Source organism: Micromonospora sp. MP36, assembly GCF_008119785.1.
GTDB lineage: Bacteria > Actinomycetota > Actinomycetes > Mycobacteriales > Micromonosporaceae > Micromonospora.
In genome coordinates this window covers 133,127-158,253 of the sequence record NZ_VSFA01000002.1, presented here as the reverse complement: position 1 = coordinate 158,253, position 25,127 = coordinate 133,127, and the positions used below count along the sequence as shown (strand labels likewise).

21 protein-coding genes and 1 tRNA gene are annotated in these 25,127 nt (G+C 71.9%); 8 read left to right on the top strand and 14 right to left on the bottom strand.

The window, feature by feature from the left end; genetic code table 11:
- Positions 1-51: 51 nt before the first annotated feature.
- The 5 genes from FXF52_RS03825 to FXF52_RS03805 form a co-directional block, all read right to left on the bottom strand.
- Positions 52-1,068, bottom strand: a complete 1,017-nt coding sequence (locus FXF52_RS03825; protein WP_255471722.1) for an NlpC/P60 family protein — start codon at positions 1,066-1,068, stop codon at positions 52-54.
- A 163-nt stretch (positions 1,069-1,231) separates the two neighbouring features.
- Positions 1,232-2,236 carry a hemolysin family protein gene (locus FXF52_RS03820; protein WP_148793835.1) on the bottom strand — a complete coding sequence of 335 codons (1,005 nt, stop codon included), beginning with the start codon at positions 2,234-2,236 and terminating at the stop codon, positions 1,232-1,234.
- The gene (locus FXF52_RS03815) at positions 2,229-3,536 is read right to left on the bottom strand and encodes a hemolysin family protein (RefSeq protein WP_148794058.1); all 1,308 of its coding nucleotides are present in this window, start codon (positions 3,534-3,536) and stop codon (positions 2,229-2,231) included. Before FXF52_RS03815 ends, FXF52_RS03820 begins: the two co-directional genes overlap by 8 nt.
- Positions 3,537-3,702: 166 nt before the next feature.
- Positions 3,703-5,904, bottom strand: coding sequence for a (Fe-S)-binding protein (locus FXF52_RS03810; protein WP_148793834.1), 2,202 nt, complete (start codon positions 5,902-5,904; stop codon positions 3,703-3,705).
- A 306-nt stretch (positions 5,905-6,210) separates the two neighbouring features.
- The gene (locus FXF52_RS03805) at positions 6,211-6,474 is read right to left on the bottom strand and encodes a cell division protein CrgA (protein ID WP_148793833.1); all 264 of its coding nucleotides are present in this window, start codon (positions 6,472-6,474) and stop codon (positions 6,211-6,213) included.
- 229 nt (positions 6,475-6,703) lie between these two features.
- On the opposite strand from FXF52_RS03805, the gene FXF52_RS03800 reads away from it, so the two are divergent.
- Genes FXF52_RS03800 through FXF52_RS03785 form a run of 4 tightly spaced genes read left to right on the top strand, consistent with a single transcriptional unit; the run spans position 6,704 to position 10,284 of the window.
- Entirely contained in the window at positions 6,704-7,510 is an 807-nt protein-coding gene (locus FXF52_RS03800; RefSeq protein WP_148793832.1) for a DUF881 domain-containing protein, read from the top strand.
- Positions 7,507-9,345 carry a class E sortase gene (locus FXF52_RS43810; RefSeq protein WP_264998379.1) on the top strand — a complete coding sequence of 613 codons (1,839 nt, stop codon included), beginning with the start codon at positions 7,507-7,509 and terminating at the stop codon, positions 9,343-9,345. Before FXF52_RS03800 ends, FXF52_RS43810 begins: the two co-directional genes overlap by 4 nt.
- Before the next feature lie 2 nt (positions 9,346-9,347).
- The gene (locus tag FXF52_RS03790; protein WP_148793831.1) at positions 9,348-9,629 is read left to right on the top strand and encodes a hypothetical protein; all 282 of its coding nucleotides are present in this window, start codon (positions 9,348-9,350) and stop codon (positions 9,627-9,629) included.
- A gap of 4 nt (positions 9,630-9,633) precedes the next feature.
- The gene (locus FXF52_RS03785) at positions 9,634-10,284 is read left to right on the top strand and encodes an aminodeoxychorismate/anthranilate synthase component II (protein WP_148793830.1); all 651 of its coding nucleotides are present in this window, start codon (positions 9,634-9,636) and stop codon (positions 10,282-10,284) included.
- Between the two features lie 217 nt (positions 10,285-10,501).
- On the opposite strand, the gene pknB is transcribed toward FXF52_RS03785, so the two are convergent.
- From pknB to FXF52_RS03750, 7 genes are all read right to left on the bottom strand, one after another.
- Complete coding sequence (gene pknB / locus FXF52_RS03780) at positions 10,502-12,304, bottom strand: Stk1 family PASTA domain-containing Ser/Thr kinase (RefSeq protein WP_148793829.1); 1,803 nt, start codon at positions 12,302-12,304, stop codon at positions 10,502-10,504.
- The gene (locus tag FXF52_RS03775; protein WP_148793828.1) at positions 12,301-13,659 is read right to left on the bottom strand and encodes a serine/threonine-protein kinase; all 1,359 of its coding nucleotides are present in this window, start codon (positions 13,657-13,659) and stop codon (positions 12,301-12,303) included. The genes pknB and FXF52_RS03775 overlap by 4 nt, the downstream gene beginning before the upstream one ends.
- Position 13,660: 1 nt before the next feature.
- Positions 13,661-15,166: a penicillin-binding protein 2 gene (locus FXF52_RS03770; protein ID WP_148793827.1), complete on the bottom strand. Its 1,506-nt coding sequence runs from the start codon at positions 15,164-15,166 to the stop codon at positions 13,661-13,663.
- Entirely contained in the window at positions 15,163-16,593 is a 1,431-nt protein-coding gene (locus tag FXF52_RS03765; RefSeq protein ID WP_370517875.1) for an FtsW/RodA/SpoVE family cell cycle protein, read from the bottom strand. Before FXF52_RS03765 ends, FXF52_RS03770 begins: the two co-directional genes overlap by 4 nt.
- 85 nt (positions 16,594-16,678) lie before the next feature.
- Positions 16,679-18,127, bottom strand: coding sequence for a PP2C family serine/threonine-protein phosphatase (locus FXF52_RS03760; RefSeq protein WP_148793825.1), 1,449 nt, complete (start codon positions 18,125-18,127; stop codon positions 16,679-16,681).
- Complete coding sequence (locus FXF52_RS03755) at positions 18,124-18,609, bottom strand: FHA domain-containing protein (RefSeq protein ID WP_148793824.1); 486 nt, start codon at positions 18,607-18,609, stop codon at positions 18,124-18,126. Before FXF52_RS03755 ends, FXF52_RS03760 begins: the two co-directional genes overlap by 4 nt.
- 6 nt (positions 18,610-18,615) lie before the next feature.
- Positions 18,616-19,404, bottom strand: a complete 789-nt coding sequence (locus FXF52_RS03750; RefSeq protein WP_091126795.1) for a DUF3662 and FHA domain-containing protein — start codon at positions 19,402-19,404, stop codon at positions 18,616-18,618.
- A 209-nt stretch (positions 19,405-19,613) separates the two neighbouring features.
- Here FXF52_RS03750 and FXF52_RS03745 point away from each other — a divergent pair.
- From FXF52_RS03745 to FXF52_RS03735, 3 genes are all read left to right on the top strand, one after another.
- A tRNA-Leu gene (locus FXF52_RS03745) sits at positions 19,614-19,699 on the top strand.
- Between the two features lie 107 nt (positions 19,700-19,806).
- On the top strand, positions 19,807-20,880 hold the full coding sequence (locus tag FXF52_RS03740; protein ID WP_148793823.1) for an NAD-dependent epimerase/dehydratase family protein: 1,074 nt from the start codon (positions 19,807-19,809) through the stop codon (positions 20,878-20,880).
- Positions 20,877-21,683: a WecB/TagA/CpsF family glycosyltransferase gene (locus FXF52_RS03735; RefSeq protein ID WP_148793822.1), complete on the top strand. Its 807-nt coding sequence runs from the start codon at positions 20,877-20,879 to the stop codon at positions 21,681-21,683. Before FXF52_RS03740 ends, FXF52_RS03735 begins: the two co-directional genes overlap by 4 nt.
- Before the next feature lie 85 nt (positions 21,684-21,768).
- On the opposite strand, the gene FXF52_RS43975 is transcribed toward FXF52_RS03735, so the two are convergent.
- A complete protein-coding gene (locus FXF52_RS43975) occupies positions 21,769-23,775 on the bottom strand; it encodes a S8 family peptidase (RefSeq protein WP_148793821.1) in 2,007 nt (668 codons plus the stop codon).
- Between the two features lie 219 nt (positions 23,776-23,994).
- Between FXF52_RS43975 and FXF52_RS03725 the strand changes: the two genes are divergently transcribed.
- Complete coding sequence (locus FXF52_RS03725) at positions 23,995-24,651, top strand: hypothetical protein (protein ID WP_255471721.1); 657 nt, start codon at positions 23,995-23,997, stop codon at positions 24,649-24,651.
- On the opposite strand, the gene FXF52_RS03720 is transcribed toward FXF52_RS03725, so the two are convergent.
- Positions 24,619-25,020, bottom strand: a complete 402-nt coding sequence (locus tag FXF52_RS03720) for a hypothetical protein (protein WP_148793820.1) — start codon at positions 25,018-25,020, stop codon at positions 24,619-24,621. The genes FXF52_RS03725 and FXF52_RS03720 overlap by 33 nt on opposite strands.
- Positions 25,021-25,127: the final 107 nt, after the last annotated feature.

The window sequence follows — 25,127 nt, the reverse complement described above, 5'->3', positions numbered from 1 at the left end:
GAAGGCCCCGGTCCGCCTGGACCGGGGCCTTCTTCGTGCCGTGCGGGAGGATCAGGTGACGCGGCGGAAGCCAGCGACCGGCATGTAGCTGATCTTGGTAACCTGGACCGGTTTGCCGGTCCGTGGCGCGTGCACCATCAGACCGTTGCCGAGATACAGGCCGACATGGTGCAGGTCGCTGTAGAAGAAAACCAGGTCACCGGGGCGCGCGTCGCTGCGGGACACGGCTCTGCCCTCGTTCCACTGCGCTCCGGTGAAGTGGGTGAGGGAGATGCCGGCGGCCTTGTAGGCGTACTGGGTGAGGCCGGAGCAGTCGAAGGCGTTCGGGCCGACGGCGCCCCACACGTACGGGTCGCCGACCTGGGCGCAAGCCGTTTTGATCGCGGTCCGCGCGGCGCTGCTCACCACGCCGTTGATGGTCGGGCATCCCGCGACCATCACCGTGGTTTTCGGCATCAGCGCGGTCAGCCGCTTGATCTCGCTGTCGATCTGCTTCTTCTTCGCCGCCAGCTCGTCGCTCTGCTTCTGCTGGGTGGCGATCAGCTCGTCCAGCTTCCGCTTCTGCCGGTCGTACTTGTCCCGGACAGCGAGCACGCTGGCGACCTGCTTCTTCTGCTCCGCGGCCAGGTGGTCGAGGATGACGAGCTGCTCACCGAGGGCGCCCGGCTTGGTGCTCGTCAGCAGGGCGCCGATCTCCTGCGAGGGGCCGCGCATGTAGTAGCGGGCCGCCATGTCGCCCACCTGGTTCATCGCCAGGTCCGACTCCAGCTCCAGCGGCACCATCTTCTTCTCGAGGTCGTCCGACTTCTTCTTGTTGACCCTGAGCTGGGCGCGGACCTTGTTGTAGCTCTCGATGGTGGGCTCGAGCTGTTCCCACTGCTTGTCGATCTGCGCCTCGATCTCGTCCACCGACGGCGCCGCGTGCGCCGGAGCCGCCAGCAGCCCGGCGCCGACCGCGACGGCCGCGACCACGGTGAGGAGACGGCGTACGACCCGGCGCGCCCCGACCGGTGGGGCGGGCGGCTGGCTCGGGGCGTGACGATGAGGGGGCATGGTTGCCACCGGCACGGACTCCTTTGCAACCGACCGCCGGGCGCCTCGCAAGAGGGGAAGTCGAGGCAGACGACCACAGCGGCCGGTGCCCCACATTAGGGAAGGCGACGGGGTGGAATCAAGGCGACGTATCGCTACATCACGTATACGCAACCGCTTGCACACAACCGGTGTTCATTCACCTGCCAACGATTGCCGTCAATACATCGTCGAGCGTCACCACGCCCAGGGGTAGACGTCCGTCACTCACCAGGACCATGTGCCGCCGCTCGCGCCGCATCGAGAGCAACAGGTCGGCCAGCGTACGATCGGGTGGCACCACCGCCAACGGCCGGTAGACCGCCGCGGGCACCGGCGCGCGGCGGCTCGCGCCCGCGTACCCGAGCACGTCCTTCACGTGCACGAAACCGAGCACCCGCCGGGTGGACCGCTGCACCACCGGGAACCGGGACCGGCCGGTCCGGGTCGCCAGCACCTCCAGCGAGGCCGGTGACACGTCCTCGGCCACCGTGGTCACCGTCGACCAGGGTTGCAGCGCGTCCGCCGCCGTCCGGCTGTGCAGGGCCAGCGCGCCGGTGATCCGGGCGTGCTCCTCGGCGTCCAGCAACCCCTCGGTACGCGCCTGGGAGACCAGACCGGCCAGTTCCTCCGCGGTGAACACGGTCTTCACCGCGTCCGTCGCCTCGACCCGCCACCACCGCAGCACCTGCCGGGCCGACCACTTCATGGCCAGCAGCAGCGGCTTGGTGCCCAGGCAGAACGCCAGCATCGCCGGGCCGAGCCAGAGCGCCGACGGCTCCGGGCCGGCCAGGGTGATGTTCTTCGGCACCATCTCGCCGACCACGGTGTGCAGGAAGACCACCACGCCCAGGGCGATCACGAAGGCCACCGGATGCACCCCGGAGGCCGGCAGCCCGAGCGCCTCGAACGGCGTCTCCAGCAGGTGGGCCAGCGCCGGCTCGGCGATCGCGCCGAGGCCGAGCGAGCAGACCGTGATGCCGAGCTGCGCCCCGGCGATCATCAGCGGGATCTGGTTCATCGCCGACAGCGCCCAGCGGGCCCGCTTCGAGGTCGCCGCGAGCGGCTCGATCACCGTACGGCGGGAGGCGATCAACGCGAACTCGCTGCCCACGAAGAAGGCGTTGCAGAGCAGCAGCAGGACGGCGACGACCAGCTCACTCATCGTCGTCCGGCTCCTCGGGGCGGACCACCCGGACCTGCTCGATCCGGTGCCGCTCGACCTCGACGACGGTGAACTCGTAGCCGCTCGCCTCGACGGTCTCTCCCGGGACGGGGATGTGCCCGAGGCGGGCCATCAAAAACCCGGCCAGGGTCTCGTACGGCCCCTCGGGCAGCCGGAAACCGGTCTGCTCGATCAGCTCGTCCGCCCGCAGCACACCGTCCACCAGGACGGTCCGCTCCCCGCCCGGCACGGTCAGCTCGACCGGCCCGAGGTCGTCCACCGCGTCCGGGTCGAACTCGTCGGCGATCTCCCCGACCAGCTCCTCGACCAGGTCCTCCACGGTCACCACGCCGTCGGTGCCGCCGTACTCGTCGACCACGATCGCCAGGTCCGCGCCGGCCGACTTCAGGGCGGCGAGCACGCCGTCCAGGTCGAGGCTCTCCGGCACGTACACCGGCTCGCGGGCGACCGCGGCTACCGTCGTCCTCGCCCGCTGCGCCAGCGGTACGCCGAGCGCGTCCGGCACCCCGGCGACGCCGGTGACCAGGTCCAGCGTCTCCTCGTAGACGGGGAACCGGGTGCGGCCGGTCTCCCGGGACAGGTCCAGCAGCTCGGCGACGGTCGCGGTGGACCGCAGTGCGATGACGTCCACCCGGGGCGTCATCGCCTCCGCGGCCCGCTTGTCCCCGAAGCGGATGGTGCGCCGCAGCAGCATCGCGGTGTCGGGCGGCAGCGCGCCGGCCCGGGCCGAGATCGCGGCGAGCAGCCCCAACTCCTCCGGCGACCGGGCGCTGGCCAGCTCCTCCTGCGGCTCCACCCCGAGCCGGCGGACCAGCCGGTTCGCCGAGTCGTTCAGCAGCCGGATCAGCCAGCCGAAGGTTCGGGAGAAGGTGCGCATCGGCCCGGCGGTGGCGAGTGCGGCCGGCATCGGCCGGGCCAGCGCGAGGTTCTTCGGCACCAGCTCGCCGAAGAGCATCGAGATCAGCGTGGCCAGCGCGAGAGCGAGCAGCCCGCTGAACCGCTCCGCGCCGCCGAGCAGGCGCAGCAGCGGGGCGAAGAGCCGGGCCAGGGCGGGCTCGGCCAGGTAGCCGGTGAGCAGTGCGGTGATGGTGATGCCGAGCTGCGCGCCGGAGAGATGGAAGGAGAGTTCGCGGACCGCCCGGCGTACGGTGGCGGCCCGTCCGTCGCCCTCGTCGGCCCGCCGGTCGATCTCCGCGCGGTCGACGGTGACCAGGGCGAACTCGGCCGCGACGAAGAACGCGTTGCCGGCGGTCAGCAGGACGAAGCCGACCAGGGGCAACAGCGCGGTGACCAACAGGACATCGATGCTCGCCTCACCTCGGGCGCGATTCTTCCACGCCCCCGCCAGGTGCACGAGTGCGCGCGAGCCGCGCTTCTGCACGACGACGGCGGTGGCCCCCGTGGGTGCCACCGCCGTCGGGTGCCGGGCTGTCCCGGCGTACGCCTCAGCCGGCGACCGGCTCGGCCTCCTTGTCGCCCTGGGTGTTCTCCGGCCGCACCGAGCGGAGCAGCACGCTGGCGACGTCGATCACCTCGACCTGCTCCCCGGCGCCCTTGCCGTTCACCCCGTCATTGAGCATCGTCGAGCAGAACGGGCAGCCGACCGCGATGGTCTTCGCCCCGGTGGACATGGCCTCCTCGACCCGGTCCACGTTGATCCGCTTGCCGATCTTCTCCTCCATCCACATCCGGGCACCGCCAGCGCCGCAGCAGAAGGAGCGCTCGCTGTTGCGCGGCATCTCGGTGATCTCGGCGCCACCCAGAGCACTGCCGAGCACCTCGCGCGGCGGGGTGAAGACGCGGTTGTGCCGGCCCAGGTAGCAGGGGTCGTGGTAGGTGAGGCCGCCGTCGACCGGCTGCACCGGGGTGAGCTTGCCGCTGGCCACCAGGTGGGCCAGGAGCTGGGTGTGGTGGACGACCTCGAACTCGCCGCCGAGCTGGCCGTACTCGTTGCCCAGGGTGTTGAAGCAGTGTGGGCAGGTGGCGACGATCTTGCGCTTGCTCTTCTCCCGGCCCTCGAACGCCTCGTTCAGGGTCTCGACGTTCTGCTGGGCGAGCATCTGGAAGACGAACTCGTTGCCGATCCGGCGGGCCGGGTCACCGGTGCAGGTCTCGCCCTCGCCGAGGATGGCGAAGGAGACGCCGGCCTCGTGCAGCAGCGTGGCGACCGCCTGGGTGGTCTTCTTGGCCCGGTCCTCGAACGCGCCGGCGCAGCCGACCCAGAACAGGTACTCGAAGTCCTCGACCTCGCCGACCCGGGGCACCTCGAAGTCGAGGCCCTTGGTCCAGTCCTCCCGGGTGTTCTGCGGGGCGCCCCACGGGTTGCCCTTGTTCTCCAGGTTGCGGAGCATGACACCGGCCTCGGACGGGAAGCTCGACTCGATCAGCACCTGGTAGCGGCGCATGTCGACGATGTGGTCGACGTGCTCGATGTCCACCGGGCACTGCTCGACGCAGGCGCCGCAGGTGGTGCAGGACCAGAGCACGTCGGGGTCGATGACGCCGCCCTCTTCGGCCGTGCCGATCAGCGGCCGGTCGGCCTCGGCCAGGGCCAGCACGTCGACGTTCGCGAGCTGCTCACTGGTGGCCTTCTCCTCGCCGGCCAGGTCCTTGCCCCCGCCGGCCAGCAGATACGGCGCCTTGGCGTACGCGTGGTCGCGGAGGCTCAGCACGAGCAGCTTCGGCGACAGCGGCTTGCCGGTGTTCCAGGCCGGGCACTGCGACTGGCAGCGGCCGCACTCGGTGCAGGTGCTGAAGTCCAGCAGGCCCTTCCAGCTGAACTGCTCGACCTGGGCGACGCCGAACTGGTCCTTCTCCGGGTCGGCCTCCTCGAAGTCGAGCGGCTTGCCGTCGCTCATCATCGGCCGCAGCGGGCCGAGACCCGAGCCGGCCGGCTTCTCCGGGTCGCGCTTGAAGAAGATGTTGGGGAACGCCAGGAAGCGGTGCCAGGCGACGCCCATGGTGACGTTCAGCGAGATCACGATGAGCCAGGTCATCGAGATGGCGATCTTGATGAGGGCGGCGACGCTGACGCCGGCCGCCCAGGCCGGGAGCGCCTGGCCGACGGCGTGGCTGAGCGGGGTGGCCCAGACCGGGTACTCGAAGTGGTCGGTGGCGACCTTGAAGCCGCGGATCACGAAGCCGAAGATCAGGACCAGCAGCACGACCCACTCGACGAAGTAGCCCTGCCACATGGTGGAGCCGGTGAACCGGGACCGGTTGCCGGGCCGGGCGGGCCGGTTGCGCAGCCGGATCGCCATCAGCACCAGGATGCCGGCCAGGCCGAAGATCCCGATCAGCTCGGTGGCCAGGCCGAAGATCGTCCAGTGCCCGATGATCGGCAGCCCGCCGCCCGGCGTGACCACCTCGAAGTACGCCTCGAGCACCAGCAGCGACAGCACGATGAACCCGACCATCACGAACCAGTGCGCGGCGCCCACCACGCTCCACTTCAACATGCGGGTGTGACCGGCGGTCTCCACCAGCATCTTGGTCGTGCGGGCACCCTTGTCGGCGAACCGCTCCGGCGCCGGTTGCCCGAGCCGGATGACTGCCACCATCTTCATGACCGCGCGTACCGCAAGCCCCACCGCCACGGCGGTGATGGCGGCCGCGAGGATCGTGGTGACGATCTGGACGCTGCCCATCGAGTTGGCCTCCCGGTCTGCTGCCTGTCGAGCGGCTCGGCGACCGGGAGCGGCTCAGGGCTGGAGCGGCGTTGCGCCGCTCCCACCACCCCGACCCGACCGGTCGATGACCTCGCTCCGCTCGGTCATGCAGTGCAGCCTACGCGCAAGGTTACCCAGCAGTAACGTGAGTCATCTCGCATCAGGCCACGCCGCCCTGCCGACACCTTAGGTGGACCGGGCGCCGGCCGCCGGTCAGGGGCGTCGCGGCGTGATATGCGTCCGTGGAGCGGGGTGGTGTGGAACGGCCAGCGGCCGCTGGCGGGGTCAGCGCCAGCGGGAGAGCAGGATCAGCGAGGCGACCATCGCGCCGAAGCCCACCGCGAGGTTCCAGTAACCCCACGACATGACCGGGTACGCCTGCTCGGAGAGGTAGTACACGACCAGCCAGCCGATGCCGACCACGATCAGCGTGACGGCGCTGATCGGAAGCCAGATGGGGCTGGGCTTGCGCGTCGCCGCCGTCGCCGTGGGGCGAACGTCCGTCGGCGGGGTGTACACCTTCTTCTTGCGGACCTGAGACTTGGGCACGACGCTCTCCAGAGGGGGGTACGACCTCGTCCGGCCTGACAACCGGGCGCGGGGGCGACGGTCCATGGCCAATAATGTTCGACAGCTAGCGTAGTCCGGACGGGCCGTTCAAGCCATGAATGGGGTCAGGCCGGTGCGCGGAGTGACCGAAAAGGCGGGACTTTTCGGGTCGAACACACCGGTCCGGGTAGACGCGGGCCGGAAGAGACGACGGGAAAGGGAACGCCCGGTGGAGTACACGTCCGGCGCCGCCTCCTGGCAGAAGGTCCTTCGGCGGGCGGTCGCCGGCCTGCTGCCCCGACGGCCGCGGCAGCGCCGACCGGGCTGGTCGATCGGCGTACCCCTGATCGCCGCCGCGGCGGGGTTGCTGTTCACCACGACCGCGACCACCGCCGGCGGCACGCCGCTGCGGGAGGACCGTCGGCCGCAGCTCACCCAGTTGATCGAGGACCGGCGCGAGCAGGTCGCGGCGAGCGAGAAGCAGGCCGCCGAGCTGCGCGCCGAGGTCGAGGAGCAGACGGCCGCCCTGGCCGACACCGACGGCCCGATCAAGGCCCAGCGCGACCGGGCCGCCGCCAGCCGGCAGGCCGCCGGGTTCACCGCGCTCACCGGCACCGGGGTCACCATCCAACTGGACGACGCGCCCCGGCGGGCCGACCAGGCCCTGCCCAAAGGTGCCAGCAACGACGACCTGGTCGTCCACCAGGGTGACGTCCAGGCGGTCGTGAACGCGCTCTGGGCGGGTGGGGCCGAGGCCATGTCAATCATGGACGTCCGCGTGCTCAGCACCAGCGCGGTACGCTGCGTCGGTAACACCCTGCTGCTGCACGGCCGGGTGTACTCCCCTCCTTTCAAGATCGTGGCAATCGGCGATCCCGCCGCTCTCCAGCGCGCGCTCGCCGCCTCCGAGGGAGTCCGGTTGTTCAGGGAAGCGGTCGACCACTACCAGCTCGGGTACAAGGAGACCGTCTCCACGGTCACCGTGCCGGCGTTCGAGGACTCGACGGCACTCCAGTCCGCGAAGGTGCCGCAGTGAGGCCGGAGGAGCCCCGGGAACACCACGACCACGGCGACGAGCCGACCGCGTTCGTTCCCAGGGTCGACCGCCCGGCGCCGCCACCACCCCGGCCCGCACTCGACCTGCCCTGGCCGGAGTCGGACGCGCCCGGTGCGGCAGCCTCCGGTCCGGCCGCCCGGTCCGCGGCCCCGCCATCGCCCTGGACCGGTGGCCCCCACGCCCGCCCGCCGGCGCCCGCCGCCGGCCCGGAGCGCCGCCACGACCCGCGCCAGCCGGCCCCGGGCGCCTGGGCGGAGCCCGAGCGGTCCCCCGGCCGTGGCCCCGCCGAGCAGTCCCGCCACCGGCCGGAGGAGCCGGCCGACACCGGCCCGCGCGCCAACTCGCCCGGCGACCGGTTCGACCGCCGGCCGGGCCCGCCCGCGGGCGGCAGCGCGCCGGGCCGCTGGGGCGGCGACGCGCCGGGCCGCCGCTCCGACGGCCCCGCCCCTGGATTCCCCGGCCACCCGGCCGCCGACGAGCCGAGCGGACCCCGTTCGGGCGGCCGCACCGCCGCGTCCGGAACTCCCGCACCGCCCCCGGGCCGCCGCGCCCCCGACGGGTTCACCGCCCGCCGGCCGGACGCGCCCGCCGCCGCGCCCGGGATCCCCACGCCCGCACCGGGCCACCGCGCCGCCGACCAGCCCGCCGCCCGCCGGCCGGACGGCCCTACGGCCGCGGTACGGCCGGCCGCCCCGGGCGACGGGCCGACCGCGTTCATCCCGCCGGTCGGCGACCGCTCCGGGCGCCGCTCCGCCGGGCATCCGCACCAGGGCCCGGACGTACCGCCGCCCGGACGGTCCGGCGGGGATCCTGCCGGTGCGGCGTCACGCGGCGGCGCGCCCCGGGCGCCTGGGCCGCCCCCGGGCGACCCGGGCGGGAGAGGACCGGCCGGCGACGCGGCGGACCCGGCAGCGACCGCGGTGATCCCCGCCGTCACGAACCGGCCGGCCCGAAGCCCGGCCATGGACTCGACCGCGCTGATGGGAGCGGTGCCGCCCGTCCGGGACCCGGGCGACGACGAGCCCGACACCCCCGCCGAGCCGCCGCGCCCCCGTCGCGGCGAGCGGGTGGTGCAGCTACGCCCCGAGCAGACCGGGGAGGGGTACAAGAGCGTCTACTCCGAGCTGACCCGGCCGACCTTCGGCTCCCGGCTGCGTACCACCGTGCGGGTCGCCGGCGAGGTGCTGATCACTTTCGGCCTGGTGGTGCTGCTCTTCGCCGGGTATGAGATCTGGGGCAAGACGGTGATCGTCGACGCCCACCAGAACGACCTGAACAGCCAGCTCGCCCAGGAGTGGGGGCCCACCGGCGACCCGACGGTCAGCCCGAGCGGCCCCGCCGTGAAGCCCACGGCACCGGCCGAGGGCAAGCCGGTCGCCGGGCTCTACATCCCCAAGATCGACAAGCACTGGGTAGTGGTCGAGGGGGTCAGCCCGGCCGACATCCGGTACGCCCCCGGCCACTACCCAAAGAGCGCCCTGCCGGGCGAGGTGGGCAACTTCGCCGTCGCCGGGCACCGCATCCGGGCCACCTTCTGGCGGCTGGACGAGCTGCGCAGCGGGGACAACATCGTGGTGGAGTCCAAGACCGAGTGGTTCGTCTACAAGGTCTACGAGCAGCGCATCGTCCGGCCGAACCAGGTCGAGGTGGTGGCCCCGGTGCCCGGCAAGCCGGGCGAGAAGCCGAGCCAGAAGCTGCTCACCCTGACCACCTGCAACCCCAAGTTCGACAACTACCAGCGGCTGATCATCCACGCCGAGCTGGACCACGTGCAGGCGAAGTCGGCGGGCCGCCCGGCCGAGCTGGAGGGCTGACCATGTACATGTGGATCTGGCGCAGACTGCCGTTCGGGCTGGCCGGGAAGCTGGCCGGCTCGGTGCTGCTCGCCGCCGCGGCGGTCGCTCTGCTCTGGTTCGTGGTGTTCCCGTGGGCGGAGCCCCTGCTCCCCTTCGACGACGTGCAGGTCACCCAGGACTCCGGCGTACCGGGGGAGGATCCGGGTGGCGGGCTCAACGACCCGGGGGTGACCCCGAGCCACGAGGAGATCCCGTACAGCACGGAGACGAACAACGCCCCGCCGACCACCCCGAGCAGGTGACCCGATGCGCGTCCTGGTGATCGACAACTACGACTCGTTCGTCTTCAACCTGGTGCAGTACCTCGGCCAGCTCGGCGCCGAGTGCGAGGTCCGGCGCAACGACGAGATCGACGTGGCCGAGGTGGGCCGGGTGGGCGCGGCCGGCGTCCTGCTGTCGCCCGGGCCGGGGAGTCCGGACCGCGCCGGCATCTGCCTCGACGTCATCCGGGAGTACGCCGGCAAGCTGCCCCTCTTCGGGGTCTGTCTCGGCCACCAGGCCATCGGGGAGGCGTTCGGCGCGACCGTGACCCGGGCGCCGGAGCTGCTGCACGGCAAGACCTCCGAGGTGAGCCACCACGGGGTCGGGGTGCTCGCCGGCCTGCCGGACCCGTTCACCGCCACCCGGTACCACTCACTCGCCGTCCTGCCGGAGACCCTGCCCGAGGAGTTGGAGGTCACCGGCCGGACCGGCTCCGGCGTGGTCATGGCTATGCGGCACCGGACCCTGCCGATCGAGGGGGTCCAGTTCCACCCCGAGTCGGTGCTGACCGAGGGTGGCCACCTGATGCTGGCGAACTGGCTGGCCACGTGCGGCTTCCCGGAGGCGCTGGAGCGGGCTCCGGAACTCGCCGCCGAGGTGGACGCCCGCCGCCGCGCCGCCTTCGCCGCCGCCTGACGCGTTTGCTTGATCCACTCCAGTTACGCGACATCGGGGTGTCCCGCTGACGCGGATACCGCGATGTCGGCGACCTGGAGTCGATCATGGGCCGACAGGTGCGACCATTCGCGGCGGCGGCGGGCGCGGGGCGGTGAAGGGTGCTGGCGGACAGCGTCGGATGCATTCCGCCTGTGGGACGTTTCGAGGCCCCGACGGGTGTCGGGGCCTCGATGCGTCACTGCCGGGTGGCGTCCCGCGTGGGCGGGGTCGGGAAGGGGAAGCCACCGCCGCCCCCGGTCGGCGAGCCGCTGGGCGTCGGGGTCGGGGTCGCGCTGTCGCTCGGCTCCGGCGCCGCGTAGTCGACGTAGATGGTTACCGTGCTGCCCTTGGGGCGCTTTGTGCCCGGCTTCGGGTTCTGGCTGCCCACCTTGCCAGCCTGGTCCGGCGGCACTTCATCGCCGTCCCGGGAATCCACCTGGTAGCCGGCGTCCTTCAGCCGCTTGATGGCCTGTTCCTTGGTGTAGCCGCGGACATCCGGCACCTCGTTGACGTTGCCCTTGGAGACTTCGACCACGACCTCCGCGCCCTCGGGGACCTTGCTGCCCTCATCCGGCGTGACCTTGAGGACCTGCCCCTTGGGTGCCGCGTCGTCGACCTCCTTCTTCGTGACCTGCAGCTTGAGCTCGTCCAGGCGATCCTTGGCGCTGTCGTAGGTGCTGCCCACCAGGCCAGGGGGGATCGTGATCTGCTTCGGGCCGTTGCAGACCTGGAGCGTCACCAACGAATTCTTGGCGGCCTCGGTGTTCGGACCCGGGTTCTGGCCGACCACGGTGCCCTTCTCGCAGGTGGCGTTGAACACCGGATCGCCGATCTCCCAGCGGAGGCCCGCCTGCTGGATCTCGCTGGTCGCGGCCGTCTCGCTCTTGCCCTGCAAGTTCGGGACCTGGACCTTGGCGCCGGTCTGGTTGAGCCAGAGGGCGGCGGCCAGGGCGATCACCGCGAGTACGCCGAGCGCCGCGAAGGTGGCGATCACCCAGGCGGAGCTCTTGCGCTTGCGCGGGTCGCCGACCCGGGCCGGGATCTGCTGCCGGGTCTGCGGCCCCATGACCTGCGTCTGGTAGCCCCTCGCCCCGCCGGCCGGCGCCATCGGGACGGTCTCCTCGGCGGGCATGACCGGGGTGGCCAGCACCGGCCGGCCGGCGGCGGCACGGAGCAGGTCCGCCCGCATCTCGCCGGCGCTCTGGTAGCGGTTCAGCGGGTTCTTCGACAGCGCCTTGAGCACGATGGCGTCGACCGCGGGGTTGACGTCCGGGTTGATGCTGCTGGGCGTCGGCGGGGCCTCCCGCACGTGCTGGTACGCGACGCTGACCGGGCTGTCCCCGACGAACGGTGGGTGCCCGCAGAGCAGCTCGAACAGGACGCAGCCGGCCGCGTAGACGTCGGAGCGGGCGTCGACCGCCTCACCGCGGGCCTGCTCGGGGGAGAGGTACTGCGCGGTGCCGATCACGGCGCTGGTCTGCGTCATCGTGGTGGCCCCGCTGGCCAGCGCCCGGGCGATGCCGAAGTCCATCACCTTGACCTGGCCGGTCTGGGTGAGCATGACGTTGCCGGGCTTGATGTCCCGGTGGATGATCCCGTGCCGGTGGCTGAACTCGAGCGCCGCGCACATGTCGGCGCAGATCTCCAGCGCCCGGCGCGGCTGGAGCCGGCCCTCGGCGCCCAGCACCTCCTTGAGGGTCCGCCCGTTGACGAACTCCATCACGATGAAGGGCAGCGTCTCGCCGGTCGGCGCGGTCTCCTCGCCGGTGTCGTACACGGCGACGATGGCCGGGTGGTTGAGCGAGGCGGCGTTCTGCGCCTCCCGCCGGAACCGCATCTGGAAGGTGGCGTCCCGGGCCAGGTCCGCCCGGAGCATCTTGATCGCGACATCCCGACCGAGCCGGAGATCGCGACCGCGGTGCACCTCCGCCATGCCGCCGTAGCCGAGCAGCTCGCCGACCTGGTACCTGCCACCGAGCAGGCGGGCCTGCGCTGTCATCGCGTCTGTCGTCCTTCGCTCGTCGTCGTCTCGCCGCCAGCCGGCTGGAGCCGTACCCCACGACGGTACGACGTCCGGACCAGATCGTCCCCTCCCTGCGCCCGCGCGGCGCTGGAGGTCACGCTCACCGGAGCAAGCGCGCCGGGGCCCCCGGCCAGCTTGCCCTTCCGGTACATGTACGAAATCACGCCCGAGCAGAGCACGACCAGTATGGCGACCACGATCGCGATCGCCCACCGCCCGGACCGGGACGCGCGGGGAGCCGGTGCGGCCGGCTGGTGGGCGTACGCCAGGGGGCTGGGCTGCCGGGGCGGCGGGACGGTCGCCGCGCCGCGCGGGGCCAGCGGCGGCCGCGTCTGCGGAGCGGCCGGTGCCACCGCGGCGGGCCGCGCAGCGACCGGCGGGCGGGCGGCCACGGCGGGCGGGTGGGGCTGCGGTCGTGGTGCCGCCGGGACCTGCGCCCGGGCCGCCGGCGCCGCGGGCGAGGAGGGTACGCCGGAGACGGGCCCCGGGCGGCCGCCCCCGCGCGCCTGCTGGGACAGGGCGGCCTTGGCCTGCCGGGCCACGCTGGCCAGGGCGGCGGCGCTGGGCCAGCGGGCCGCCGGGTCCTTCGCCAAGGCCCGCTCGACGATGGCCCGGACCTGGGGCGGGATGTCGGCGGGAAGCGGGCGCGGCGTCTCCCGTACGTGCTTCATGGCGATTTCGAGCGGATTGTCCCCCTCGAAGGGCCGCCGGCCGGCGAGGCACTGGTACGCGACCACGCCGAGGGCGTACACGTCGGAGGCGGGGGTGGCGACGGCGCCGGTGGCCTGCTCCGGGGAGATGTACGAGGCCGTGCCGAGCACCGAACCGGCGGCGGTGAGCTGACCGACCAGGTCGGAGCGGGCGATGCCGAAGTCGGTGAGCACCAGCGTGCCGTTCGGCCGGACCAGCAGGTTGCCGGGCTTCACGTCGCGGTGCACGATGCCCTTCTCATGGGCGGCGTGCAGCGCGTCGGCGGCCTGCGCCAGCAGGGCCATGGTCCGGCCCGGGGTGAGCCGGCCGACCCGGCTGAGCGTCGAGGAGAGCGGGTCGCCCTCGACGTACTCCATGACCAGAAAGGCGATCTGCTGGTCGCTGCCGAAGTCGTAGACGTCCACCACCCCGGGGTGGTTGATGGTGGCCATCGTGCGCGCCTCGCCACGGAACCGCTCGGCGAAGCCGGGCTCGTCCAGCAGGGCGGGGAGCAGGCTCTTCACGGCGACCGTGCGACCCAGCACCTGGTCGGTGCCGCGCCAGACGTCACCCATGCCACCGCTGGCGATCCGCTCGTCGAGGCGGTAGCGGTTGCCGAGCTGCACCCCGGGGCTGAGCATGTCAGCGGCCTCCGGAGTCGGCGATGACCGCGGCCATGATCCGGCCGGCGATCCGGGCCGCCTCGGCGCTGCCGCCGCTGCCGGCCCGTTCCAGCTCCACGCAGACGGCGGAGATCGGGGTGCCGTTCTTGTCCATCACGTAGCCGATGAACCAGCCGTGGTCGGGGGTGTCCGGGCCGGACTGGGCGGTACCGGTCTTGCCGCCGACGGTGTAGCCACTGATGGCGGCCTTCCGGCCGGTGCCGTTCTTGACCACGCTTTCCATCATGTCCTGCAGGTCGCTGGCGACCTCGCCGCTCACCGGCCGGCGCAGCTCGCGCGGCTTGGCCGTGTAGTAGCTGGTGGTGCGGTCCGGGGCGAGCAGCTGCTTGACCAGGTACGGCCGCATCTGGCTGCCGCCGTTGGCGACCGACGCGGCGATCAGCGCGCCCTGCAGCGGGGTCATCCGGACGTCCCGCTGGCCGATGGAGGACTGGGCCAGGGCGGCCGGGTCGGTGGACCCACCGGGCGCGGTCATCTCGCCGGTCCGGCTGGCCGCCACCGGCAGGCCACCCTCGTTGAGCTGCCCGACCGTGAGGTCGTCCTGCTCGAAGCCGAACTGGCGGGCCTTCTCCTTGAGCTTGTCGGCACCCAGCCGCACGCCGAGCTGGGCGAAGCCGGTGTTGCAGGACTCGGTGACCGCGTCCATCAGGGTCACCTGCGACTCGGGGCAGATCGAGGCCGCGGCGTTGCGGATCGGCTGGCCCGAGGTGGGCGGGGTCCAGCTCGACCCGGCCGGGATCCGGGTCTCCTTGCTGACGCCGTTCTCCAGCGCCGCCGCGGCCACCACGATCTTGAAGGTGGAGCCGGGCGGCAGGGTCTCGGACAGGGCCCGGTTGGCCAGCGGGCGCTCCGGGTCCTGTTCGAGCTTGTTGAACGCCTTCGACGCCGCGGCGGTGTCGTGGCTGACCAGCGGGTTCGGGTCGAAGCTCGGCATGGAGACCAGCGCCTGCACCGCCCCGGTACGCGGGTCGATCGCGATCGCCGCGCCCCGGGTGGCCCCGACCTGGTTGTCCTGGAGCTGCTTGTACGCCGTCTCCTGGGCCCGCTTGGAGAGGGTCAGCAGCACGTTGCCGCCACCGGTCTTGTTACCGGTGAACATGTCCTTCACCCGGTCGCCGATCAGCTGGTCGCTGGTGCCGGCGAGGAAGTCGTTCTCGACCTGCTCGATGCCGATGTCGGCGTTGTTGACCGGCTTGTAGCCGAGCACGTGCGCGTACATCTCCCCACCGGGATAGCTGCGCTGGAACTTCAGCTTGCCGCCGGTCTCCTTACTGAGGGCGTACGCGGTGCCGCCGACCTCGATGTTGCCCCGCTTGCGCTCGTACTCGGCGACCTGAACCCGGCCGTTGTAGTCGCTGTTGCGGTATTCGTCGGCCTTGTAGGCCTGAATCCAGTTCAGGTTCGCGAAGAGCAGCCCGAAGAGGATCATCACGACCACGCCGACGCGGCGGAGGGGTGCGTTCATGGTCGGATCACCTCCGTGGGAGCACCGTGCAGCTGCTCGGGCGGGCCGCCGGACGGCCGGACCGCCGGGCCGCCGGGGGTCACCGGCCGGCGCGCGCCGTCGGAGACCCGGAGCAGGACCGCGATGAGCAGCCAGTTCGCCATCAGCGACGAGCCACCGGCGGAGAGGAACGGGGTGGTCTGGCCGGTCAGCGGGATGAGCTTGCTGATCCCGCCGACGATGACGAAGACCTGCAGGCCCAGGGTGAAGGCGAGGCCGCCGGCGAGCAGCTTGCCGAACGAGTCCCGCACCGCCAGGGCGGCCCGCAGCCCCCGCTCGACGATCAGCAGATAGACCACGAGCAGCGCGGAGAGGCCGAAGAGGCCGATCTCCTCGCCGATGCCGGCGAAGATGAAGTCCGTCTGCACCTCCGGCAGCAGCGTCGGCTGCCCGCCGCCCGGTCCGGCCCCGAAGAGGCCGCCGGTGCCGAGCGTGAGCAGGCCCTGGACGAGCTGGTAGCCCTTGTCGTACGGGTCACCGAACGGGTCCAGCCAGATCTCGGCGCGCAGGTAGAAGTTCGCGAACGGGCCACCGACGGTGCTGCCCAGCACGTACGCCAGGTAGGCACCGCCGAAGAACAGGATCAGACCGATGAGCAGCCAACTGACCCGTTCGGTGGCGATGTAGAGCGTCACCACGAACATGCCGAAGTAGAGCAGCGAGGTGCCCAGGTCCTTCTCGAAGACCAGGACCAGGAGGCTGATAATCCAGACCACCAGGACCGGCCCGAGGTCCCGCCCGCGCGGGAAGTCGATGCCGAGCACCCGCCGGCTGGCCAGCGACAGCACCTCCCGCTTGCGGACCAGGTAGTAGGCGAAGAAGGTGAGCAGGGCGAGCTTGGCGAACTCACCCGGCTGGATCGAGAACCCGCCGATCCGGATCCACAGCTTGGCGTTGTTGATCTCGGAGAACCGGGCCGGCAGCACCGCCGGGATCATCACCAGCACGATGCCGGCCAGCCCCAGGGTGTACGCGTACCGGGAGAGCGACCGGTGGTCCCGCATGATCACCAGCAGCCCGGCGGCGAGCATCACCGCGGCGAGCGTCCAGGCGAGCTGCCGGCCGCCCGTACCGGCGAAGATGGCCAGGTGCTCCCGGTCGGCCGGGGCGGCCTGGGCCAGGTCGTAGCGGCGCAGGAAGCCCACTCCGATGCCGTTGAGCAGGGCGACCGCCGGCAGCAGCGCCGGGTCGGCGAAGGGCGCCAGCCAGCGGATGACCAGGTGCAGGCCGAGGAAGACCAGCCCCAGCGCGGCGGTCGGGATCCAGAAGTCCGGGGTGACCGTGTCCAGCGCGGTCGCCTCGACCGTCGCCGAATATGCCGCCACCAGCACCATGGCCAGCAGGAGCAGGGACAGCTCGGCGTTACGCCGGGACCGGGCCAGGCGCACGCCGGGCTGCTCGCCCGTCGAGGCGGGCGAGGTTGCCGGTACGGCGGCTGCGGTCACGGATGGGTCCTCGGGGTCGAGCCGACCGTCACTCCGGCGACCGGCAGCCCGCCGGGTCGACCGGCGGGACCGTGTCGGAGGGGGCGACGTCGGGTGTGGTGGTGGGCGCGGGCGGGACGGTAACCGGCGCGCTGGCACTGGCGCTGGCGCTGGCGCTCACGGCCGGGGCCAGCGGGCTGGCGGTCACGGTCGGGACAGCGGTCGGGGTCACGGTCGGCGTCGGGCTGACCGTGGCCGCCGTCGGGCTGGGCGGGCAGATCGGCTTGAGGTTCGGGTTGGCCGGGTCGTCGCTGGTCAGCTCGGCCAGCCGGCGCTCGGCGTCCGGCTCGCTGCGCGCCTGGATGCCCTGCTTCACCTGCTCCTGCGCGGCCAGGGTGAGGTCGTCCAGCTTGGCCGGGCTGGTGGCATGCACGCTCGACAGGTCGAGCCCGGCGATCTGGCCCGGCACGCCGCGGAAGACGGCGAGCTTGCCGTCCTCGGTGGCCCCGACGTAGTACTGGCGCTGGGTGTAGCTCCACCCGCCGAAGAGGCCCCCGCCGAGGATGACCAGCAGCGCCAGCAGCATGGCCGCGGTACGCAGCGGCCGGTGCCGACCCCGCTCCGGCTCGTCCTCGCGGTCCGCCGGCTCCTCGGGGGCGGCCGGCCGCGGCGCGGACAGGGCCGAGGCGCGGGCCGCCGGGGTGGAGCCGTCGGCGGAGGTCGCCATGCCCCGGTCGCGGGCGGCGGCACCGCCGACGATCGGGGATGCCTCGACGATGTCCTGGTCGGTGGCGTCGGCGATGATCACCGTGATGTTGTCCGGGCCGCCGCCGCGCAGCGCGAGCTGCACCAGGCGCTCGACGCACTGCTGCGGGTCGGCGTACTCCCGCATCGTGTCGGCGATGGTGTCCGCGCTGACCACGCCGGAGAGGCCGTCGGAGCAGATCAGGTAGCGGTCGCCAGGGAGCACCTGGCGGACGCTGTACTCCGGGTCGATGTCGCGGCCGTCCAGCGCCCGGGTGAGCAGCGAGCGCTGGGGGTGGCTGCTCGCCTCCTCCGCGCTGATCCGGCCCTCGTCGACGAGCATCTGGACGTACGTGTCGTCCTTGGTGATCTGCGCGAACTCGCCGTTCCGCAGGAGATAGGCCCGCGAGTCGCCGATGTGGACCATGCCGAGCTTGCTGCCCGAGAAGAGGGTGGCGGTGAGCGTGGTGCCCATCCCCTCCAACTGCGGGTTGGCGTCCACGGTCTCGCGGAGTTGTTGGTTGGCGGTGCCCACGGCGGAACGCAGCGCGTCGACGAGGGCGTCCCCTGGGACATCCTCGTCGAGGGGCGCCATGGCACCGATGACGATGTTGCTGGCGACGTCACCGGCGGCCATGCCGCCCATGCCGTCGGCGACGGCGAGCAGCCGCGGCCCGGCGTAGACGGAATCCTGGTTACCGTCTCGGATCAGACCGCGGTCGCTGTGGGCCGCATAGCGCAGGGTCAGAGTCATGGCCGTAATTCGAGGGAGGTGCGGCCGATTCGGATCGGCACGCCGAGGGGGACGGGGGTCGGTCCGGTGACCTTAGCGCGATCCAGGTAGGTGCCGTTAGTCGATCCGAGGTCCTCGACGAACCACTGCCCGTCGCGCGGCACCAGCCGGGCGTGCCGCGCCGAGGCGTAGTCGTCGGTGATGACCAGCGTCGAATCCTCGGCCCGGCCGATGGTGATCTGGGATTCGCCAAGGGTGATCCGGGTGCCGGCCAGTTGGCCGGCGGTGACCATCAACTGGTGCGCGGCTCTGCCCCGCTTCACCTTCGCCGGCTTCGCCGCCTGCCCGGTCGAGGCCCCGACCGCGCGCGGCGCGGCCACCAGCCGACCCGACCGGGCCCCCGCGAAGAGGTCCCGCCGGATCACCCCGACCACCGTGAACACGAAGATCCACAGCAGGATGAGGAACCCGAACCGGGCGACGGTGATGACGAGTTCCGGCAAGGCGGGTCAGCCGTCCACGCGGAAGGTCAGGGTGGTCGTGCCCAGCTGGATCATGTCGCCCGGGTTGAGGGCGACCGCGGAGACACGCTGGCCGTTGACCATCGTGCCGTTCGTGGAGCCGAGGTCGGTCAGCACCACCTGGCCGCCGTCGAAGTCGAGCCGGGCGTGCCGCCGGGAGATGCCGACGTCGGGCAGGCGCAGGTTGGCCTGGTCGCCGCGACCGATCACGGTCGAGCCCATCTGGAGGGGGTACGTGCGGCCGTCACCGGAGACCAGCCGGACGTTGCGGCCCCCGCCGTGCCCCGGCGGCGGGCCGTAGCCGCCACCCTGGTCGTACGACGGGTAGGCCGGGCCGGCGTCGTAGCCGCCGGGCGCGGAGACCGGGGCGACGTCGCCGCCGGTGTAGACCTCGGCGGTGACCCGGAACATGCCGGTGTCCAGCCCTTCACCGCGCTCGACCTCGACGATCACGTCACCGTAGACCGTCCAGGCCTGCTCGCCGATGAACTCCGCCTGCGACTGGGCCAGCTCCTGGGCCAGCGCAGCGGCGTACGGCGCCAGCCGACTGTGGTCGTACGGCGAGAGATCGATCACGTAGCGGTTGGGCACCAACGTGCGCCCACCGGCCAGGATCGCCTTGTGCGCCTCGGCCTCCCGCTGCATGGCGTTGAGGATCTCCACGGGGTGGACCACCCCTTTGAAGACCTTGGCGAAGGCCCCCTCGACCAGGCCTTCCAGACGCTTCTCGAAGCGTTGCAGCACGCTCACCGGCTCCTCCTCGGGTCCCGAGGCAATGATGGTATCCGGACACCGCCTCCGCAGCTCACACGCCGCTCGGCCGGCTGCCGGCGGCCCGTTCGTGGCCGGCCCCGCGGTCGTGCTACAGTTTCGTCCGCCACGAACGGTGATCGCTCGTGGCGATGACCGGGGACAGCGTAATATGTTCCGGCACCCGCCGCAGATGGCGGGCGCGGGATAAGTTACGGTATTCCAGGTCAGGCCACGGGGAAGTGGCGGAATGGCAGACGCGCACGGTTCAGGTCCGTGTGCCCGAAAGGGCGTGGGGGTTCAACTCCCCCCTTCCCCACCATCACGAGGGCTTCGCTTGCAGCGGAGCCCTCGCGGCGTATCGGGGCATGCCGGACGTCACGCTATGCTCCGATGGTTTCCCTGCCTCCTATCGATCAGGAGTGGCGTGTGAGTGTCGCGTTGGTGACCGGTTCAGGCGGTCTGATCGGCTCCGAGGCGGCCCGGCACTTCGCCGGTCTCGGTCTCGACGTGGTCGGCATCGACAACGACATGCGGCGGTACTTCTTCGGTGAGGACGGCTCGACGTCCTGGAGCCTGGACCGGCTCGCCGCCGAACTGGGCACCGCCTACACCCACTACGCGGTGGACATCCGGGACCGGGACGGCCTGGAGCAGGTCTTCAAGAAGTACGGCTCGGACATCGCCGTCGTGATCCACAGCGCCGCGCAGCCGAGCCACGACTGGGCCGCCAAGGAGCCGTACACCGACTTCGACGTGAACGCCGGCGGCACCCTCAACGTGCTGGAGAACACCCGCCGGCACGCCATCGAGGCGCCCTTCATCCACTGCTCGACCAACAAGGTGTACGGCGACCGCCCGAACAGCCTCCCCCTGGTCGAGCTGGAGACCCGGTACGAGCTGCCCGAGGACCACCCCTACCACCAGGGCATCACCGAGGACATGTCGATCGACGAGTCGCTGCACTCGGTCTTCGGCGCCTCCAAGGTCGCCGCCGACGTGATGGTCCAGGAATACGGCCGGTACTTCGACATGAGGACCGCCTGCTTCCGGGGTGGCACGCTGACCGGCCCGGCCCACTCGGCGGCCGAGCTGCACGGCTTCCTGGCGTACCTGATGCGCTGCGTCATGGAGGGCCGGACGTACAACCTCTTCGGCTACAAGGGCAAGATGGTCCGGGACGCGATCCACTCCCGGGACGTGCTGACCGCGTTCGAGGCGTTCTTCCGCGAGCCGCGGTCGGCCCAGGTCTACAACCTGGGTGGCGGCCGTCACTCGAACACCTCGCACATCGAGGCGTTCCGGATCGCCGAGGAGATCACCGGCCGCGAGGCGAAAATCAACTACGTCGAGCAGGCCCGCACCGGCGACCACCAGTGGTACGTGAGCAGCATGGCCCGGTTCGAGGACCACTATCCGGACTGGAAGATCACCTACGACGTGCCGATGATCCTCCGCGAGATCTACGACGCGAACGTCGACAAGTGGGTGCCGAAGGCATGACCAGCGGCACCAAGCGGAACGTGCTCGGCGTACTCGTCGACGCGACCGACTACGCCCGGGCGACCGAGGCCGTGGTCGCAGCGGCGCAGGAGCGCCGCCCGCTGGCCCTGACCGCGCTGGCCGTGCACGGCGTGATGACGGGAGTGCTCGATCCGGCGCACAACGCCCGGCTCAACGCGTTCGACGTGGTCACGCCGGACGGGCAGCCGGTCCGCTGGGCGCTCAACCTGCTGCACGGCGCCGGCCTCACCGACCGGGTCTACGGCCCGGAGCTCACCCTCCGGGTGCTCGCCCGCTTCGCCGACGAGGGGCTGCCCGTCTACCTGTACGGTTCCACCGAGGCGACCCTGTCCCGGCTGATCCCGGCCCTCGAGCGGAAGTTCCCGGCGCTCAAGATCGCCGGAGTCGAGGCGTCCAAGTTCCGCTCCCTGCAGCCGGGTGAGGACGTCGAGATCGCCGACCGGATCAAGGCCAGTGGTGCCCGGCTGGTCCTGGTCGGGCTGGGCTGCCCCCGCCAGGAGGTCTTCACGTACGCCATGCGGCCGCTGCTGGACATGCCGCTGATGGCGGTCGGCGCGGCCTTCGACTACCACGCCGGCCTGTTGCGCAACCCGCCGTCGTGGATGCAGCGGGCCGGGCTGGAGTGGTTCTGGCGGCTCGGGCTGGAGCCGAAGCGGCTCTGGCGGCGCTACGTGATCCTCAACCCGGCGTACCTGGCCCGGCTGGCCGCACAGAAGACGGGCGTGTGGAAGGCCACCCCGCCGGCGCCGGCCACCGGGCGCCCCGCCGCCTTCGACGTCTGAGGCACCCCCACGACCGCTGCGGCCACCACGACGTCCGGCGGCCACCTTGGGGATGACCGCCGGACGCCGGTGGGAAGAGGTTGGCTCAGGAGACGTTCAACGCGGTGTCGTCGAGGACGAACGAGGTCTGCAGGGACCAGTCCTCCACCCCGGTGAACTTGATCTGGATGGTCTGGCCGGCGTACGCGCCCAGGTTGAACGACTTCTGCGCGTAGCCGGTGTTCTTGTTCAGGTTCGAGTACGTGGCGAGCGTGGCCAGCACCGAGCCGCTGCCGTTGAGCACCTGCACCCTGAGCGTGTCGTACGCGGTGCTGGTGGTGGTCTCAGCGGTGTCGATGTGCAGCCAGAAGCTCAGGGTGTACGACGAGCAGCCGGCCGGCAGGCTCACCGTCTGGGCCAGGGTGTCGGTGTGGCTGGTGCCGTAGCCGTCCAGCCAGGCGTTCCAGCTGCCGGAGCGGGGCGGCTGTCCGGAGGAGCCGTACTGGCCGATCACCCCGGAACTGGCGGTCCACCCGGTGTTGCCGGACTCGAAGCCCGGGTTGGCGAGCTTCTGGCCGGTGCCGGTGCAGCCACCGGTGCCGGTGACGGTCAGCGAGTAGCTCGCCGTCCGCGTGCCCGAGGCTGCCGTGCCGGTGACGGTCACCGGGTACGTGCCGGCCGGGGTGCTGGCCGACGTGGTGATGGTGAGCGTGGACGAGCCGCCGGAGGTCACCGTGGCCGGGTTGAACGAGGCGCTGGCGCCGGCCGGCAGGCCACTGGCGGAGAGGCTGACCGACTGGGCCGAGCCGCTGGTGGTGGCGGTGTTGACGGTGGCCGTCACCGAGCCGCCGGGCGCGGTGGAGCCCGACGTCGGCGACACCGAGACGGAGAAGTCGTTGGTCGGCGGGGTGGTGCCGCCGGTCACGTAGAGCAGCCGGTTCGGGGTGCCGGTGCCCACGTTGGTCACCACGTTCGGGGTGGCGTCGTTGACCAGGCTGTCCCGCACCTGCTGCGGAGTCCACGTCGGATTCGCCGAGAGCACCAGGGCGGCGGCGCCGGCGACGTGCGGCGAGGCCATCGAGGTGCCGCTGATCGTGTTCGTCGCGGTGTTGCTGGTGTACCAGGCGGAGGTGATGTTGACCCCCGGCGCCAGGATGTCCACGCAGGTGCCGTAGTTGGAGAAGCTCGCGGCGGCGTCGTTGTTCTGGGTGGCGCCGACCGTGATCGCCGGTGCGACCCGGGCCGGCGAGTAGTTGCAGGCGTTCTGCCGGTTGCCGAAGATGTCGCCGTTGCCGGCCGCCACCGCGTAGGTGATGCCGGAGTTGATGGAGTTGGTGACCGCGGTGTCGATCGCGCTGTCGGCGGAGCCGCCGAGGCTCATGTTCGCCACCGCCGGCTTGACCGCGTTGGCGGTGACCCAGTCGATGCCGGACACCACTTGGGCGGTGGTGCCGCTGCCCTGGCAGTTGAGCACCCGGACGCCGACGATCTGGACTCCCTTGGCCACCCCGTACGAGGAGCCGCCCACGGTGCCCGCGACGTGCGTGCCGTGGCCGTTGCAGTCGTCCGCGGAGCCGCCGTCGACCGCGTCGAAGCCGGAGACCGCCCGGCCGCCGAAGTCGTTGTGCCCGAACAGCACGCCGGTGTCGATGATGTACGCGCGCACGTTGCTGGCCGTGTTCGGGTAGGTGTACGAGCTGTTCAGCGGCAGGTTCCGCTGATCGATCCGGTCCAGGCCCCAGGACGGCGGGTTCGGCTGGGTGCCGGCGATCGACACGTTGTGGTTCTGTTCCACGTACGCCACGGCGGGATCGGCGGCGATCCGCGCGGCGGCGACCTCGCCGACCCGGATCTCGAAGCCGCGCAGGGCGGTACGCCAGGTGCGGGCGACGGTGCCGCCGTGCCGGGCGGTCAGCCGCTGGGCGGCCTCGGTGACCCGGCTGGAGGCCACGGCGCTGTCCTTCAACACGACGAGGTAGCTGTCGGCCACGGCGGTGGCGCCGCCGGCGTTCCGGATCGCTCCGCTCCGTTCGGCGGCCAGCGCGGGGCTGGCCGCCGCGAGCATGGTCAGGGCGGCCACGCCGACGAGTACGGACCTGTGTGGGAGAACCATCTCCCTACCTCCCTCCGACCGGCGTACGGCCGTCCGCCCGGTGCGGCGCAGGCAGATCGACACTTGCCGATCGAGAAGAGGCTAGATCGAGAGGTCGAGAATGTGAACATGTCGAATCCTCAATAACGCCGGCGGGATGGCCCCTACGGGACGACGTACGGGGGCAACCGGGGTGCTGCCCCGATTCGGTGCACGTCGAACTGGGCAAGGCTGAGTGGCATGGACGACCATCTCACCGTGCTGCTCCCCGTCGCCGCCGTCTGGCTGGCCGCCGGGGTCGTCGCGGACGGACTGCCCCGGCTGGACCGCGCCCGCGCTCTGCGCCGGCGTACCGGATGGTTGTCCGCGCTGACCGTGGCCGGCCTGGTGCTGACCGCGGCCGTGCTGCTCCTGGGCCTGCAGAGCGCCGGGACGACGGCGATCGACCGGGCCGCCGACGGCCTCCTGCTCGCGGCGGCCCCGGCTCTGGTCGTCGCGGTCTGCACGGTCCGGCGGGTGCGGCGGCTGAGGGCCGGCGCGGGGGCCTTCGCCGCCGCACCGGACACCCCGGCCCCGCACGGGCTGCGCGCCGCCGCGGCGCATCCGCTGATCGGGCTGCCGATCCAGGTGACCGCGCTCGCGTTCGTCCCGGCCGTGGTCTCGGCCACGGGCGTCGACCTGCTCGCGACGCCGGCCGTGACCGGCCCCGCGATCACCGTCGGCGTGCTCGGCGTCCTCGCGATCGGGGTACGCCACGCGCTGCGGCACAACCGGCTCGCCGAACGGGCGCTGCCGCCGGCGACCCTGCCGCCGGCACAACCGCCGGCGAGCCTGACGCCAGCGCAGCCGCTGGCGGCCCGGGCGTCAGCGCGAGCGGCTGGGCCCCTGCACGTATAGCAGTTCCAGGATCGCCCGGGTCGCCTCGAACCAGCGGTCCAGCCAGCCCGGCGGCGGCACGCTGCCCTTCGGGGGCAGTTCCATCAGCAGGCCGCGCAGCAGCGGGTGGTCCACCAGGGACTCGGCCTGCTCCAGCGGCCAGCCGGTCGGCGGGAACGACGGTTCGGTGAGCGGGTTCGGATCCAACGACGGCAGGGAGAGGGGCGGCGAGGGCTGCTCCGGGCCGTCCGCGTCCCGGCCCGCGATCTCGGCGTCGGAGGAGACCACCTCGGTGAGGACGCTGTCCCGGCGCGCCCCGCGGTACTTGCCACCGAACCGCTCCGGCTTGCCCGGACCGTTGGTGAGATTCTCTGAACCGATCGTCGTCATCCGTCTCGCCTACCTCGTTCGGTTGCCGATCCGTGCGGTTCAACGAGGCGGAACGGAACTGGCGACGGGTCGCCAGAGCGGGCCGGCCGGGAACACGAAATGGCCCC